19 protein-coding genes and 1 pseudogene are annotated in these 15,658 nt (G+C 41.8%); 12 read left to right on the forward strand and 8 right to left on the reverse strand.

Going from position 1 to position 15,658, the window contains the following annotated elements:
- Positions 1 to 72: 72 nt before the first annotated feature.
- The 4 genes and pseudogenes from CSV61_RS17400 to CSV61_RS00400 all read left to right on the forward strand — a co-directional run.
- Positions 73 to 213 (forward strand): annotated as a pseudogene (locus CSV61_RS17400) (acyl-CoA dehydrogenase family protein); the annotation flags it as partial.
- A 138-nt stretch (positions 214 to 351) separates the two neighbouring features.
- Positions 352 to 729 carry a cytochrome c550 gene (cccA, locus tag CSV61_RS00390; protein WP_167693344.1) on the forward strand — a complete coding sequence of 126 codons (378 nt, stop codon included), beginning with the start codon at positions 352 to 354 and terminating at the stop codon, positions 727 to 729.
- Between the two features lie 117 nt (positions 730 to 846).
- Complete coding sequence (locus CSV61_RS00395) at positions 847 to 1,554, forward strand: tRNA (adenine(22)-N(1))-methyltransferase (RefSeq protein ID WP_099637661.1); 708 nt, start codon at positions 847 to 849, stop codon at positions 1,552 to 1,554.
- Positions 1,541 to 2,662, forward strand: a complete 1,122-nt coding sequence (locus CSV61_RS00400; protein WP_099637662.1) for a Nif3-like dinuclear metal center hexameric protein — start codon at positions 1,541 to 1,543, stop codon at positions 2,660 to 2,662. The genes CSV61_RS00395 and CSV61_RS00400 overlap by 14 nt, the downstream gene beginning before the upstream one ends.
- A gap of 45 nt (positions 2,663 to 2,707) precedes the next feature.
- Here CSV61_RS00400 and CSV61_RS00405 read toward each other — a convergent pair whose 3' ends face one another.
- Both CSV61_RS00405 and vrrA read right to left on the reverse strand, forming a co-directional pair.
- On the reverse strand, positions 2,708 to 3,673 hold the full coding sequence (locus CSV61_RS00405; protein ID WP_099637663.1) for a 4-hydroxy-3-methylbut-2-enyl diphosphate reductase: 966 nt from the start codon (positions 3,671 to 3,673) through the stop codon (positions 2,708 to 2,710).
- Positions 3,674 to 3,742: 69 nt separating this feature from the next.
- Positions 3,743 to 4,192 (reverse strand): VrrA/YqfQ family protein, encoded by a 450-nt coding sequence (gene vrrA / locus CSV61_RS00410; RefSeq protein WP_099637664.1) that lies wholly within the window; start codon positions 4,190 to 4,192, stop codon positions 3,743 to 3,745.
- Between the two features lie 109 nt (positions 4,193 to 4,301).
- On the opposite strand from vrrA, the gene CSV61_RS00415 reads away from it, so the two are divergent.
- Positions 4,302 to 5,597, forward strand: a complete 1,296-nt coding sequence (locus CSV61_RS00415; protein ID WP_083030606.1) for a DEAD/DEAH box helicase — start codon at positions 4,302 to 4,304, stop codon at positions 5,595 to 5,597.
- Between the two features lie 11 nt (positions 5,598 to 5,608).
- A complete protein-coding gene (locus CSV61_RS00420; protein ID WP_143561048.1) occupies positions 5,609 to 6,496 on the forward strand; it encodes a deoxyribonuclease IV in 888 nt (295 codons plus the stop codon).
- A gap of 33 nt (positions 6,497 to 6,529) precedes the next feature.
- Here the strand turns inward: CSV61_RS00420 and CSV61_RS00425 are convergent, their stop codons facing one another.
- Positions 6,530 to 6,778 carry a hypothetical protein gene (locus CSV61_RS00425; RefSeq protein ID WP_233193465.1) on the reverse strand — a complete coding sequence of 83 codons (249 nt, stop codon included), beginning with the start codon at positions 6,776 to 6,778 and terminating at the stop codon, positions 6,530 to 6,532.
- Between the two features lie 93 nt (positions 6,779 to 6,871).
- Here CSV61_RS00425 and CSV61_RS00430 point away from each other — a divergent pair, with 93 nt between their 5' ends.
- The 3 genes from CSV61_RS00430 to CSV61_RS00440 are packed head-to-tail and all read left to right on the forward strand — an operon-like array spanning position 6,872 to position 8,911.
- Positions 6,872 to 7,642, forward strand: coding sequence for a metal ABC transporter ATP-binding protein (locus tag CSV61_RS00430; protein WP_083030612.1), 771 nt, complete (start codon positions 6,872 to 6,874; stop codon positions 7,640 to 7,642).
- The gene (locus tag CSV61_RS00435; RefSeq protein WP_099637667.1) at positions 7,639 to 8,469 is read left to right on the forward strand and encodes a metal ABC transporter permease; all 831 of its coding nucleotides are present in this window, start codon (positions 7,639 to 7,641) and stop codon (positions 8,467 to 8,469) included. The genes CSV61_RS00430 and CSV61_RS00435 overlap by 4 nt, the downstream gene beginning before the upstream one ends.
- A 25-nt stretch (positions 8,470 to 8,494) precedes the next feature.
- Entirely contained in the window at positions 8,495 to 8,911 is a 417-nt protein-coding gene (locus CSV61_RS00440) for a Fur family transcriptional regulator (protein WP_099637668.1), read from the forward strand.
- A 64-nt stretch (positions 8,912 to 8,975) separates the two neighbouring features.
- Here CSV61_RS00440 and CSV61_RS00445 read toward each other — a convergent pair whose 3' ends face one another.
- The 5 genes from CSV61_RS00445 to CSV61_RS00465 all read right to left on the reverse strand — a co-directional run bounded on the left by CSV61_RS00445 (position 8,976) and on the right by CSV61_RS00465 (position 12,525).
- Positions 8,976 to 9,725, reverse strand: a complete 750-nt coding sequence (locus CSV61_RS00445) for a sulfite exporter TauE/SafE family protein (protein ID WP_099637669.1) — start codon at positions 9,723 to 9,725, stop codon at positions 8,976 to 8,978.
- A 137-nt stretch (positions 9,726 to 9,862) separates the two neighbouring features.
- Positions 9,863 to 10,453, reverse strand: coding sequence for a 5' nucleotidase, NT5C type (locus tag CSV61_RS00450; protein ID WP_099637670.1), 591 nt, complete (start codon positions 10,451 to 10,453; stop codon positions 9,863 to 9,865).
- On the reverse strand, positions 10,450 to 11,577 hold the full coding sequence (ispG, locus tag CSV61_RS00455) for a flavodoxin-dependent (E)-4-hydroxy-3-methylbut-2-enyl-diphosphate synthase (protein ID WP_037562033.1): 1,128 nt from the start codon (positions 11,575 to 11,577) through the stop codon (positions 10,450 to 10,452). Before ispG ends, CSV61_RS00450 begins: the two co-directional genes overlap by 4 nt.
- Before the next feature lie 53 nt (positions 11,578 to 11,630).
- Positions 11,631 to 11,975, reverse strand: a complete 345-nt coding sequence (locus tag CSV61_RS00460; protein WP_099637671.1) for a hypothetical protein — start codon at positions 11,973 to 11,975, stop codon at positions 11,631 to 11,633.
- A 46-nt stretch (positions 11,976 to 12,021) separates the two neighbouring features.
- A complete protein-coding gene (locus CSV61_RS00465) occupies positions 12,022 to 12,525 on the reverse strand; it encodes a DUF1189 family protein (protein ID WP_099637672.1) in 504 nt (167 codons plus the stop codon).
- Positions 12,526 to 12,767: 242 nt separating this feature from the next.
- Here CSV61_RS00465 and CSV61_RS00470 point away from each other — a divergent pair, with 242 nt between their 5' ends.
- From CSV61_RS00470 to CSV61_RS00480, 3 genes are all read left to right on the forward strand, one after another.
- Positions 12,768 to 14,399 carry a Na/Pi cotransporter family protein gene (locus CSV61_RS00470; protein ID WP_099637673.1) on the forward strand — a complete coding sequence of 544 codons (1,632 nt, stop codon included), beginning with the start codon at positions 12,768 to 12,770 and terminating at the stop codon, positions 14,397 to 14,399.
- A gap of 20 nt (positions 14,400 to 14,419) precedes the next feature.
- Entirely contained in the window at positions 14,420 to 14,902 is a 483-nt protein-coding gene (locus CSV61_RS00475; protein WP_099637674.1) for a DUF456 domain-containing protein, read from the forward strand.
- 87 nt (positions 14,903 to 14,989) lie between these two features.
- On the forward strand, positions 14,990 to 15,598 hold the full coding sequence (locus tag CSV61_RS00480) for a superoxide dismutase (RefSeq protein WP_083030623.1): 609 nt from the start codon (positions 14,990 to 14,992) through the stop codon (positions 15,596 to 15,598).
- Positions 15,599 to 15,658: the final 60 nt, after the last annotated feature.

The raw sequence follows: 15,658 nt of genomic DNA on the forward strand, positions 1-15,658 counted from the left end.
TGATGAAGATCGAACTTGCTCGGACTATGGCGTACCAAGCAGCATAGTTAAAGACCGAGTCAGAAAGTTTCCGATGAAGCAACACAAATACACGGTGGCTATATGCGCGGAAATGAAGTCAAGTGTTATTTTCGTGATGCCAAGTTCCTTGAAATTAAAGAAGATACTTTGGAAGTACAACGGATGGTCATCGCTAGGCAACTAGGTGATTGACCTGCGAATTATGGCGATTCTGTCACAAAAGACGAAAAGTCATCCAATAACACTTTCAGTTTTCTTATAGATACAGTACAATGTTAATTGTATACTGTATCTTTTACAGAATAGATTCTGATGAAGGAGGGTAATCCAATGAATAAAAATCCTGTTGTACCATTTCTTTTGATTTTCGCACTTGGAATTGGACTTGTATTCTTCATGTCACTTTATGGCCTAGATCAGAAAAAAGAAATTGCTGGAGCTAACGAAGAAGGCACTGAGCAAGGAACTGAAGAAGAAAGTGCAAACACTGGCGAATTTGACGCAGAAGCTGTTGCGCAGCAGAAGTGTATTAGTTGTCACGGAGATAACTTAACTGGCGGAATGGGGCCAGCACTAAATAGCTCACTTGACTCAGAAGAAGCACATGATGCAATTAAAAACGGTGTGGCTGGAACTGCAATGCCAGCTGGACTAATTCCAGATGAGAACATAGATGAAATGGTTGATTACATTTTATCATTAGACTGATTGTCTACTTAATTTAAAGAGCCAGTAAACCAGAGTAACTCTCGGTTTACTGGCTCTTTTGAATTGCATGAAATGAGAAGCGATTATACAATAGATAAGAATGAAAGGCGGGGAACCATGAATACCAATCAATTATCGGAACGGCTGTCGATGGTGGCTAGTTTTGTTCCAAAAGACACTGTACTCGCGGATATCGGTAGTGATCATGCCTATCTACCATGTTATTTAATGAACAAAGGAAAAATTCGTAAAGCCATTGCAGGAGAAGTCGTGACAGGTCCATTTGAAGCAGCGACACGCAATGTAGCTCTGAATGGTTTTGCGGACCATATTGAAGTGCGTCTAGCAAACGGTTTGCAGGCGATAGAAGACGCCGACAATGTAGAGACGGTAACCATTGAAGGTATGGGAGGTACATTGATTACATCGATCTTAGAAGCCGGTAAGGATCGTCTGTCGCATGTACAGCGAATCATCGTACAACCCAATCTGCATGCGATCGCGATTCGGGAATGGGCTGTAGCGAATGGGTTCTGCATTGTAGACGAAGAGATATTATTAGAAGACAATAAAATTTATGAAGTACTAGTATTAGAAAGAGGAACGGCTAATTATTCAAAAACGGATTTACTTGTCGGACCCGTTTTACGCCATAAACAATCTGACGTATTCCGAGCCAAATGGGAACGAGATATGCTTGAATGGCAGCGAGTCATAAAAGCGCTTGAACACGCAGAACAAACAGAAGAAATTAAGCGAAAAAAAGCAAATATACAAGAAAATATGGATATAGTCAGGAAGGTGTTAGCGCATGAAGAAAAGTAATGGACATCAGATCATTGAACTATTCGAAAAGTGGTCACCGAAGCGACTTGCATTTGAAGGGGATCCGATTGGACTGCACATCGGCCAACTGAATCGTCCTGTAGATAAAGTTCTTGTTACGCTTGATGTCAACGAACAAGTGATTGATGAAGCAATTGAAAATGGGGCAAGCCTAGTCATTGCACACCATCCTCCATTGTTTCGTCCAGTTAAATCCATTATGACGGATACACCACAAGGGAAAATGATCGAGAAATGTATTAAACATAATATTGCGGTCTACGCTGCTCATACCAATCTCGATATTGCGGCAGGTGGTGTCAATGATATGTTAGCGGAACGTCTTGGCATACTGGAAACGGAACCGATTGATATTACTAACTCCGAGTATTTGATGAAACTAGCGGTCTTCTGCCCGGTAGACGATGCGGATGCATTACGTCAGAAATTGGCGATGGCTGGAGCGGGTGCGATGGGTGATTACCAGGCGTGTAGTTTCAGCTCACAAGGCACTGGTCGATTCACACCGGTTGCTGGAGCAAATCCGACAATCGGAGAAGTTGGCGAACCGACACGGGTAGACGAGGAGCGAATTGAAGTCGTCTTCGCGGAAAGTCAGCAGGCTAAAATTATCAAAGCAATGTTTGCCGCGCACCCTTATGAAGAACCTGCATTTGATATAGTCAAGATGCAGCGGAAAACGAATGAACAAGGGATTGGACGTATCGGGAAAATTGCCAATGCGATGACACTGAAGGAATTTGCACACCATGTGAAAGACGTATTCGAAGTTCCCGCTTTACGTTTTGTAGGGGATCCAGATACAAAAATCCATAAAGTGGCGGTTCTTGGTGGGGATGGAAATAAATACATTACGGCTGCCAAGAGAAAAGGAGCCGATGTACTTGTGACTGGGGATATGTATTACCATGTCGCGCAAGACGCGCAGGCACTCGATCTTGCTATTGTGGACCCTGGCCATAATATCGAAAAAATTATGATTGCTGGCGTTGCGAATAAAATGACCGAACTTTGTGGAGAAAATAAATTAGCTGTGGAATTTATTGAATCCAAAATCATTACGGAACCCTTTCAATTTTTATCGTAGACATAAGAAAACCGTCGAGCTTTTTACTCGACGGTTTTTCTATACTTACGGTTCAATCCGGACTACAGGAGTTGGGTTCTTGACTTTCGGCAAGATTTTCTCGAGCTTGAACTTTCTTTCCGGATGATGTGTTGTAGGGTCTTCTTGATCAAATTCGTTCAGGAACGAAATAACTTCTCTAACGATTATAGTAGGTGTAGAAGCACCTGCTGTTACCGCTACTGTCTCAATGCCCTTTAGCCATGCAGGATCGATTTCTGAGACGTCTGAAACGCGGTATGAAGGGGTGTTGGCAATTTCTACAGATACTTGCGTTAAACGGTTAGAGTTATTACTTTTTGGATCTCCAACAACAATCAGCAACTCTGCTTCGCCTGCTTGTTCTGCTACAGCTTCTTGGCGTACTTGTGTAGCTAGACAAATTTCTTGGTGTACTTCGATGTGAGGGAATTTACGCTCCAACTCTTCCATGAGATGTGCAACATCCCATTGGCTCATCGTGGTTTGATTGGTAACCAATAATTTTTCATTAGTAATCTCTAGTTTATCAATGTCTTCAAGGCGTTCAATTAAATGAACAGAATCCGGTGCCACACCGATTGCGCCTTCAGGTTCTGGGTGATGCTTCTTACCGATATACAGAATGTCATAGCCTTCTGCAACTTTTTCTTCAATTAAATAATGTGTAACAGAAACGTCAGGACATGTTGCGTCGATTGCAACCAATCCTTTGTCCTTCGCTAATTGGCGAACTTCAGGAGAAACACCGTGTGCTGTGTAGATCACTGTTCCTTTCTCCACTTTACGTAAGATTTCCAGACGGTTTTCTCCGTCCAATGTAATGATTCCGTCTTCTTCGAATGCGTCTGTGACGTGTTTGTTGTGGACGATCATGCCTAATATATAAATAGGTCTCGGCAGGGTAGGATCTAGCGCAGCATTCCTCGCAATGACCATCGCATCAACTACACCATAACAATAACCTCTTGGTGATATCTTGAGTACTTTCATTTAATCCACTCCACTCCTCTACTAACTTCTCTTTCATTATAGCGGAGATTCGTGAACGATTCAAAGAGTTCAGAAGGGCGGTTGAAAAATCCGCGGAATAGATGGCTGATTAGTGGCTTGAGAAGGTGCGGATCTAGGTGTTTGTGGACTACTTGGTCTTGAAGAAGCAGAGGCAGTCGGCGCGTCCGGCATAGATTGCACCCCTTTATATAATCTCCACATGGCAGGTATATTTTGGATAAGTGGTGCAAACTGCTGAACTAAAGGTGCGAATTGTTGAGCGGTATTGAAAAAACGATTAGCAGTTTGCATGTATTGATCAGCCCGTGAAGGACCAGTTTCTTGCATACTTGCCTGCTGTTGTGGAGCACCGCCACGCATTTCTTCAAAACCCCTGGTATTGCCCGGCATGCCTTGAGGAAACGGCGTGGGCGCCCTGTATTGAACAGGCGGAATATCAGGTGTCATCCTAGACTGAGGTGGCTGATTACTAAACGGATAAAATGATTGATATCTCATCACGAACTCCTTTCTAATTTTTTTGTTGTTTCCCCTATATCCTATGCGAAAATAACCACTGATGGCACCGAATCATGGTACAATAAGATTTATCTAGAGGAGGAACGATATGTCGAAGTTTACTGATTACCAATTCAAACCATTTTTGAGGGAAGCCATTCAAAAATTAGGGTTTGAAGAACCAACACCTATTCAAAAAGAAATGATCCCATTGATTATGAAAAATACTAGTGCAATTGGACAAGCCCATACAGGAACAGGGAAGTCACATAGTTTCCTAATTCCACTTGTTGAAAAACTCAAGCCAGAGCAAGACGAACTGCAAACTGTCATTACAGCACCGACACGTGAATTAGCTGTTCAGCTTCATGATGAATTGAAAAAGCTAATTGAGGGAACAGAGATCAAAAGTGCGATTCTGATTGGTGGAACAGATAAAAAACGCTCTGCTGAACGGTTGAAGAGCACACCGCACATCATCGTCGGTACACCAGGACGTATCCAAGACATGTCAGAAACCGGCGCTTTACCGATCCACACAGCTTCTCAGCTTGTCATTGACGAAGCAGACCTTGCATTTGATATGGGCTTCATTGAAGATATTGATAAGTTTGCTTCAAGAATGCCGGAGAAGATCAGCATGTATGTATTCTCTGCAACGATTCCTGAGAAACTTAAGCCGTTTTTATCGAAGTATATGAACTCACCGGTTCATGTGCGGATGGATGATAAGAAACCATTGACGGAGAATATGCGTTATTCATTGGTGCCTGTCAGAAGTATGGATAAAAACAAGAAACTACTCCACGTGATGGACGCCCTTCAGCCGTATCTTGCGATTATCTTCATGAATACTAAGCAAAACGCTGATCGTCTAGCTGCTTATTTAGCAGAACACGGCCATAAGCCTGGAAAAATTCATGGGGATTTAACACCTCGTGAACGTACACGTGTTATGAAGCAAGTGCGCGATCTAGAGTATCAATACATTGTAGCGACTGATTTGGCTGCGAGAGGGATTGATATTCCTGGTGTTAGTCACGTCATTAATTTTGAATTACCAGAGGATCTAGAATTCTTCGTTCACCGCGTAGGACGTACTGCACGTGCAGGCTTGCAAGGTCATGCGATCACATTATACGAACCGTCTGATGAAGACGCAATTAATCAAATTGAAAAGCTGGGTATTCCTTTCATTCACGAAGATGTTAAAAATGGTGAATGGATTGAAGTAAAAGAGCGTCAAGCACGTAAGAAACGTGTACGTGAAGTGGATGAAATTGATAAAAAAGCGGATTCCTATGTTCGTAAACCAGATAAAGTAAAGCCGGGTTACAAGAAAAAGATGGCAGAACAAAAAGAGAACTTTAAAAGAAGACAAAGGAGAATTAAGAAGAAATCATGATACAAAATGATATCCTTCTAGGTTCTCACGTATCCATGAGTGGTAAAAAGATGCTGCTAGGCTCGAGTGAAGAGGCTCTAAGCTATGGAGCCAATACATTCATGATCTATACGGGAGCACCTCAGAACACGAGACGTAAACCCATTGAAGAATTAAATATTGAAAGTGGCATACAGAGCATGGAGCATAACGGTCAATCCAATCTCGTCATTCATGCACCATATATTATCAACCTTGCAAATACTACGAAACCTGAAACGTTTCGTTTAGGCGTAGACTTTTTGCAACAAGAAATCCAGCGTACTGAAGCGCTTGGTGCCAACCAAATAGTTCTCCATCCAGGTGCCCACGTGGGTGCTGGAGCGGAAACAGGCATCAACAAAATTATTGAAGGCTTAAATGAAGTGTTATCAGAAGACGCGGATGTACGCATCGCACTTGAAACAATGGCTGGTAAAGGGACTGAGTGTGGTAGAAGTTTTGATGAAATCGCGAAGATCATCGACGGTGTGAAGCATAACGAACGTTTATCCGTATGTTTTGATACATGCCACGTCCATGATGCAGGTTATGATATTGTCAATGACTTCTCAGGTGTCTTAGACCAATTTAACCAAATTGTTGGGTTGGATCGTATTTCTGTCATCCACGTTAACGATAGCAAAAATATTTGTGGTGCTGGAAAAGACCGCCACGAAAATATCGGCATGGGCCATATTGGCTTCGAACCGTTAGCTTATATCGTCCACCATCCGACATTTAAAGATGTTCCAAAAATCTTGGAAACGCCATTTATCGGAACTGATAAAGCGAATAAAAAAGCACCGTATGCAGTGGAGATTGATATGTTGAAAAATCATCAATTCACTCCTGCTCGATTAGAAGAATTGAATAACTGAACATGTTAGGCGTTGCATACGTGCAACGCTTTTTTATTGTAGTTTGTATTGTTCCATATATAGCATAGTTTTCTCATACCCAATGACCGAAATGACTTTTTCAATAAATACGGGTGGAATGCCTGTAAATAGCCAAGTGAATGAAACCTCATCAAGCAAAGGGCGTAACTGTTGCACTTCTTTAATGGATAACTCTACACCGTAACTAGCCGCGTAATGCACGGCTTCCTGATCTGGCAGTTGTTTAATTTCCTGAATTAACTGAAGTAAATCCATCTTCATCAATTCCTCTCAATTGGTTGTATCCCTTCGCATCTTACTATATAATTCATAAAGTAATCGGAATGATTCCGAATTAAAGGAAGGGATATGTATATGACAAATTCCATTATTAACTTAGAGCATATTACGCATAAATTTAACCACTCCATTGCGCTTTCTGATGTCAGTTTAGAAGTGAAACAAGGAGAGTTTTGGGCATTAATCGGTCCAAACGGTTCGGGTAAATCTACATTATTAAAAATCATATTAGGATTGCTGAAACCATCACAAGGAACGATTGAATTGTTTGGCGGCCCTATAGATTCTTTTAACCAACAGCAACGAATCGGCTACGTCTCTCAAAAGTCCAACGCGTTTACGACGCAGTTCCCAGCTACGGTATTGGAAGTCGTAAAAAGTGGTCTAACGAGTAAAAAGGGACTGTTCAAGCGATTCAATAAAGAGGATGAACAGCAAGCTATCGACGCACTGCATGTAGTGAAAATGGCGGACCGTAAAGACGAAAGTATAGGTGATCTGTCAGGAGGTCAGCAACAGCGTGTGTTTATTGCGAGAGCGCTCGTGAGCCAACCGGATTTACTGATTATGGATGAACCGACAGTCGGGATCGACAGACAGAATGTTGAATCCTTCTATTCTATGCTTAGCGAATTAAATCGTGAGTACGGAATAGCGATTTTACTCGTAACACATGAAATCGACGTCGTGACAAAGCTTGCCACTCATATCGCGTGCTTGAACCGTTCTATCCACTTCCATGGAGTTCATGCAGATTATGAAAAAATGAGTGAGGCGGAATTATCCGGCTGGTACGGTCATCCTATTCGTCGGCTTCATCAAAAAGAAACGGAGCCGGTTAGATGATTGAAGCTATTTTCACTTATGAGTTCTTACAGAATGCTGTATTATCGGGGCTGATCATCGGCTTAATCGCACCGATGCTCGGATTGTTTATCGTTGTGCGTCGTATGTCGATGATTTCAGACGCGCTCAGTCACGTGGCGCTTGCAGGGATTGCAGGTAGTCTCTATTTAAGTCAGCAAGTATTGTTTTTTGCCGCGCTGAATCCAGTGTATTTAGGAATGGGTGCAGCGGTAGTCGGGTCTTTATTGATTGAGCGATTACGCAGGGTGTATAAAAGCTTTGAAGAACTAGCAATTCCAATTATTTTATCTGCAGGAATTGGCTTTGGTGCAATATTCATATCTCTTGCTAAAGGGTTTGGTACAGACTTAGTTGGTTACTTATTTGGCTCAGTGTCTGCTGTGAGCCGGCAAGATTTATACATTGTCATTTTAATCGCTATTATAGTGATTGCATTTATATATTTCTTATATAAAGAGTTATTTTCTTTAGCATTTGATCCCGAGTATGCGAGAGTCTCGGGGATAAATGAACGCATCATTCAAGCGGCATTTATGATGATCACAGCGCTAGTCATTGGTGCATCGATGCGAATTGTTGGAATTTTGCTTGTCTCTTCGTTGATGACATTGCCAGTGGCAGCTGCTATTCAAGTGGCTAAAAGCTACAAGGGTGCACTAGTATACTCCATAATCTTCGGAGAAATCGCCGTAGTCATCGGACTGATTTCTGCGTATTACTTAGATATTGCGCCTGGTGGGACGATTGTAGTTACATCGGTGTTCATTTTACTGTTAGTACTTTTCGGAAAAAAAGTACGGTCATGAGAAGCAGGAAAGGTGGCGTTACAGCATGTCGATAGATGAAGCATGGGACATTCTATTGAAATATGATTATAAGCGGACAAAAAATCGGGAAATATTATTGCGCTTTTTTGATGAAATGGATCGCTATGTGACAGCTATGGAGGTTCGCGTGGCAGTGGAGCAGGATAATCCAGGCATTAGTTTTGATACGATCTACCGGAATCTAGCTATGTTCTCGAAGCTTGGCATTTTAGATGAAACAGAGTTGAACGGCGAGCGACTTTTTCGCATGCAATGCGCAACGGATCATCATCACCATCATTTCATTTGTACAGCATGTGGTAGCACGAAATCCATTCCGGTTTGCCCAATGGATAATGTAACAGTCAATTTGTCGGATTATGAAATTGAAGGGCATAAGTTCGAGATTTATGGCAGATGTCCGAAGTGTAAAGTAGGGTAGTTTGAATGATAAAGGCGGTACATCATGTAGTTCATGATGTGCCGCCTTTTGTATTGAATAGTATTCAAATGGAAGTAAGTAATAATAAGGCTCCAAGCAGTGTAAGGAGGAGAAATACATAGCGAATAAATCTTTCATTTGGAATACGACGCTGTATAAAGATACCGAGCCATACTGCGAGTAGTAGAGTTGGGAAAGAGTAGCCGTATAATACAAAGACATCTTTTGACCAAAGTCCTCCTAAAGCCTGTCCAGCTACTATCAAAGCACCTGTAATAAGAAAATGAGCTTGCAAAGTACCGCGAAAACGCTGAGGCTCCCATCGTCTTACTGTACCATACACTACTACTGGCACACCGTGAGTATTATAAGCACTTCCGAGAACACCCGATATAAATCCAACTGGTAATGACCAGAACTTCGCCTTCAGTCTTTCTGTAGTAAGTGTATTATGTACTAAACTCTTGCCGAATGAATATGTACCATAGAGAATTAAAAAGATCCCGAGTGCAATGGTGATTAGCGTATCGGGCAGTTCGACGACTAATACAATACCTACAGGGATACCAGCAAGAGCACCTATAATTAAACGAAGTAACGCTTGACGTTCCACATGATGCCATTCTGAGACTACTGTAAATAAAGCGACAGTGAGTCCAACTAAACCTATTAGAGCGATAGATGTATACAAATCTATGGATAACAATGCGAGCAACGGCATGCTGACAACTGCTTCACCGAAACCAAATGTGGCACGCGACAAAGCACCAATAAATACAGCAAGTATTATTAATATAATAAGACTGACAGACATAAATAAAAACCTCGATCTACTATTTTACATAATAATTGTCTACTACATTTTACTATACAGAAGTAATTCAAAGTAAGATGATGATGTACAAGAATACTATGAAAAAAAGAGCACCGCCATATGCGATGCTCCACCAATTATTTATTCTCAGTCATTTCCGTAGCATGAAACAACTGTCTAACGTACTGATCAGCTTGTTTCCAATTGGCTACTCGTATGACACCTTCGGGAATTGGATTCTGATTATAAGGGGTATCAAACAAGAATACGGGAATATCCAGCTCTTCGTGAATGCCTACCGCATTGTCATGCTTGTCTTCGAAAAATGCATCCACGTTGAATTGCTTGGCCGCCTCAATTTTATGGTGCGTGCCAATCAACTCCACGTGATCATACGGAATTTCCTGCTCAACGAACCAGTTGGTCGTACATTCCAAGACGTTGTTACCGCGTGCTGAAATATAGAATAACTCATACTGCTTTTTCCAGTTCGTTAGTACTTCTTTTGCGAACTGTTGGGCAGGGGATGTCTGATAGATTAGTTCTTCCGTTTCCTTATACCATTGTCCAAACAGTTCAGGATCTACATCAAACGCTTTCGTCAAATCATACTCCTTAATGTCATCGAGTGTCAGATTAGAACCAAAGCGTTTATTGATATGAGGAAGAAGTGCTGTAGGGCAGGTTACGGTGCCGTCAATGTCGATCCCGAAACGAATGTCCCTCATTCAGAAACGCTACCTTGTGCTGCAAGTGCTTCTTCTTGTCTTTTCTTCTCGAAATATTCTTCAGCCAAAATATCGATTTCTTTTTTCAATTCTTCGACCATTGTCTCTTCAGGAACTTTTCGTACGGTTTTACCGTGCATGAATAGCAATCCTTCACCACGAGCACCAGCAATACCGATATCCGCTTCACGTGCTTCCCCTGGGCCGTTTACCGCACAGCCAAGAACAGCTACTTTTAACGGAGCTTTAATGTTCGAGATATATTCTTCTACTTCATTGGCAATAGAAATAAGGTCGATTTCAATACGGCCGCATGTCGGACAAGAAATTAATGTTGCAGCGTTAGATGATAAGCCGAATACTTTCAGTAACTCTTTCGCTACTTTGATTTCTTGAATTGGGTCTGCACTTAACGATACGCGCAGCGTGTTGCCGATACCTGCTGAGAGAAGGGAACCCAGTCCTGCTGCACTCTTAATCGAGCCTGCGAATAACGTACCGGATTCTGTAATTCCTAAGTGCAATGGATAATCGAATGCTGCAGCTGCAAGCTTATACGCTTCGATCGCCAAGTTCACGTCAGATGCTTTAAGCGATACGATAATATCATGGAAATCCAAGTCTTCAAGGATTTTGATATGATGCAATGCACTTTCAACCATACCTTCTGCAGTAGGGTAGCCATACTTCTCGAGAATTTTTCGCTCTAGCGAACCTGCGTTGACACCGATACGAATCGGAATGCCTTTTGCTTTTGCTGCGTTCACGACAGCTTCGACTTTTTCTTTACGGCCAATGTTACCTGGGTTGATGCGAATTTTATCTGCACCTTGTTCTATAGCAATCAATGCTAATTTATAGTCAAAATGAATATCCACTACTAACGGGATATTGATCTGCTTTTTGATTTCACCAATCGAATACGCTGCACGCTCGTCGGGACATGCTACACGTACGATTTGGCAGCCAGCGTCCTCCAAACGTTTAATCTCTGCAACTGTTGCTTCGACATCATGTGTTTTTGTCGTCGTCATGCTTTGCATAAACAGCTCATTGCTTCCCCCGATAGTTAAATTACCAACTTTTACGGGACGGGTATTGGAACGATGAATCATTTCAGTCATTATGTCTCTCTCCTTCAAATGAGTAAATACCATCAACTAGATGGAATATAAAATTATCTTTTTTCGTCTTCTTCGCAAACAGATTCTACCTGTTCACCAATTGGTAGCTTAATTCGTTCGCCAGCTACAAATTGTTGGCGTTCGAGATGAGGGTTCATGGAATAAAATTGCTCCAACCTCTCAAGAAAGTTTTGTGTTGAATCTGGGTATAATGCGAATAACGACTCTATTGTATCACCTTCAACCACTCGAATGACAATTGAATGATTCGGCGTTTCTTCTGTACAGGACGATTCATCTTCAAAAAAGGCTGCAAGAGGGATTGTCCCTTCTGTTAAATCCATTCGAACAAAGTGAACAGTGCAAAACACAGCAAGTGCGATCAGTAAAATTCTCATCATGCATCCCTCCTGCACTACACTATGCAGACAAGAGGAAAACTATTCATCTTGGTTGTTTCGGATAGTAGACTGCAGCTCCCCACACGTAGAGTAGATGAACTAGCGATGCAATCCACAAGCTATACGGTTGCATAGAAGGAACAAATTCAAATGCCATCGTCAGCAAGATGGGGAATGTTGCAGCAATCGCTGCCGTTCGCCACATAAAGCGGAATTCGCCTCGGCGATGCAATAGTTTCAATAGCAATACCCCTATGATAGCAAAAAAACTGATGCGAATAAATAAATACGACGTAATAATGACCAATTGCAAGACAAATGCGATTGGATAGATCAAAAAGCCGATTGTTTTGCCGATTTCCGCTAATTCAGGTGACGACTGGAACAGTGTGTGATCACCTATGACAAATTGCAAAAACGACACACCAGTGTAAAGAAAGATAAACATGAATATGTATTGAATGACTTTTCCGATCGATAACAAGCGGAATGCTGCAAGTTTTTTCGGTTCATGTAAAGATGCTTTGAAAAGTTGATGGAATTTCACTAAGCCGGCCTCCCTTTCTACATATAGTCTACCATTTTTTTAAAACATACTGCTTTGCAGAAATTTCGACATTCTTATGACATTTCATTGCTGCATTGTTAAGGTGATGTAAAGATTGCAGTTGGACACTTTACAATTGACGTATACAACTCTCATAATAGGTTGAAACTTCACGCCAAGAACAACAGGTGAAGGGTAGTTAGAAATCATACATAAAACGTTTGATGGAGGTTGACAATTAAATGGAAGTAAACTGGCAAGAATTGGCGTTCCAATTTCTTGGGGGCTTAGGAATTTTCCTATTCGCAATTAAGTACATGGGGGATGGATTGCAAAAGGCTGCAGGGGACAGACTTCGTGCGATCCTAGACCGTTTTACTACCAATCCATTTATGGGGATTCTTGTCGGTATTATCGTAACAGTGCTAATTCAGTCTAGTTCTGGAACAACTGTTATTACTGTCGGTCTAGTTAGTGCTGGATTTATGACACTCCGTCAGGCAATCGGTGTTATCATGGGCGCCAATATTGGTACGACTGTGACTGCGTTTATTATTGGTCTAGATGTCGGTGCATATGCATTACCGATCATGGCATTCGGTGCTTTCTTAATTTTCTTCGTTCGTAAAGCTAAAATTAAGAACCTAGGAGAAGTCATTTTCGGCTTCGGTGGATTGTTCTTAGGACTTGAATTAATGAGTGATGGAATGAAGCCATTACGTTCATTAGAAGCATTTGCTGATTTCACACTCGCAATGAGTGAACATTCATTGTTAGGCGTCGTAGCAGGAACAATTTTCACGCTAATCGTTCAAAGCTCCAGTGCGACTGTCGGCATATTACAAGGTCTCTTCGCTGAAGACTTAGTTACAATGAAGGCTGCATTGCCGATTTTATTTGGTGATAACATCGGAACAACCATTACTGCAGTACTTGCGGCACTAGGTGCATCCGTTGCGGCAAGACGAGCGGCAGCTGTACACGTGCTATTCAATATCATCGGTGCCATCATCTTTATGATCTTACTCATACCATTTACAGCGTATGTCGAATGGATGGCAAGTGTATTGAATCTCGAAAGTAAGATGCAAATCGCATTTGCGCACGGTTCGTTTAACATTGCCAATACCGTCTTGCAATTTCCGTTCATCGGTGCTTGGGCATATTTAGTCACGAAGATGATACCGGGCGAGGATGTAACCATTGAGTATAAACCGAAACATCTCGACCGTCGCTTCATCACACAATCACCAGCTGTCGCAATTGGACAAGCTAAAGAAGAAATCGTCCGGATGGGTGATTTCAGTGTCCGAGGTCTTCAAGAATCGTTCGAATATTTGAAGACAGGTCAGAAAAAATATGCAGAAACAGCTTATCAAATTGAAGATGCCATCAACAATCTCGACCGTAAAATTACAGATTACTTAGTAGAAGTATCCGTGGTAATCGTTTCGCCAGCTGAATCTGGACGTCACGTCTTATTGATGGATACGGTCCGAGATATCGAGCGAATTGGTGACCATTTCGAAAACATCATCGAGCTAATCGATTTACGTGAAACTAATAAATTGAAACTAACAGATGATGCAATGGACGATCTATCAGAAATGTTCACATTGACAATCGAAACCGTTCAAAAAGCGATTGAATCATTAGATTCAGACGACACAGATCTAGCACGTGTCGTTTCAGAGAAAGAAGATTTAATTGATAACATGGAACGTCGATTCCGTAAAAATCATATCGTCCGTTTGAATGAAGGACATTGTAGTGCGCAAGCTGGCATGGTATTCGTCGATATCGTTTCGAACCTTGAGCGAATTGGTGACCATGCAGTAAATATTGCGGAAGCAATTTTAGGCAAGCACGCATAATGAAATAAGGAGTGACAGCTATGTTATGGATCGGTTGGACATTGGCCATTATCATGTTTGCGATCGCGTTTGTCGGATTGATCTACCCTGTCATTCCATCTGTTATTTTTATCTTGGCGGGTTTCCTGCTTTATGGCGCGTTCGTTTCATTTGAAGAGTTAACGTGGTTATTTTGGGCGATTCAAATCTTATTCGTTTTATTGTTGTTCGGAGCGGATACATTCGCCAATCTTGTCGGGGTTAAACGCTTTGGTGGGAGTAAAGCGGGAATGTGGGGAAGTACGATTGGACTGTTAATCGGACCGTTCGTCATACCCGTCATTGGTATTCTAGCAGGGCCTTTTCTTGGTGCGATCATTGCGGAGATGATTTTTGCTCGTACAAGTATTAAACAAGCTTTTCGCACAGGAGTCGGTTCTGTTGTTGGTTTTCTGACATCAGTTGTTGTAAAAGGTACCCTTATGGTGGTCATGATTGTCATTTTTCTATTTTTTCTCCGTTAACAGTCCATTTTCTTTGAATGCTGACTCATATTTTGATAATGTGAAGTAGTAGGGCAAAACAGAGATAATTTAGAGGAGGAATGGAAAATGGCTTATACTTTACCAGAACTACCATACGCATATGATGCGTTGGAGCCACACATCGACAAAGAAACGATGAACATCCATCACACGAAACACCACAACACGTACGTAACTAACGTGAACAATGCACTAGAAGGTCATGAAGAACTTCTGAACATGCCTGTTGACGAGTTAGTTGCAAACTTGGACAAAGTTCCAGAAGACAAGCGTACAGCAGTTCGCAATAACGGTGGTGGGCACTCTAACCACTCATTATTCTGGACAATCCTTTCACCAAACGGTGGCGGCAATCCAACTGGGGAAGTTGCAGAAGCAATCGACAAGAAGTTCGGTAGCTTTGACGCTTTCAAAGAAGAGTTTGCTAAAGCTGCAACAACTCGCTTCGGTTCAGGCTGGGCTTGGCTTGTTGTAAACAACGGTGAACTTGAAGTAACATCAACTCCTAACCAAGACTCACCTTATATGGATGGTAAAACACCATTGCTAGGTTTGGACGTTTGGGAGCATGCTTACTACTTAAACTACCAAAACCGTCGTCCAGACTACATTTCAGCATTCTGGAACGTAGTAAACTGGGATGAAGTAGAAAAGCGTTACCAAGACAATAAATAATTGAAACCTGACACACATCTAGTTCGTCTAGATGTGTGTTCTTTATTATTTTCATGCTAT

The organism is Sporosarcina sp. P3 (genome assembly GCF_002743415.1).
In the GTDB taxonomy this organism is placed as follows: domain Bacteria; phylum Bacillota; class Bacilli; order Bacillales_A; family Planococcaceae; genus Sporosarcina; species Sporosarcina ureae_A.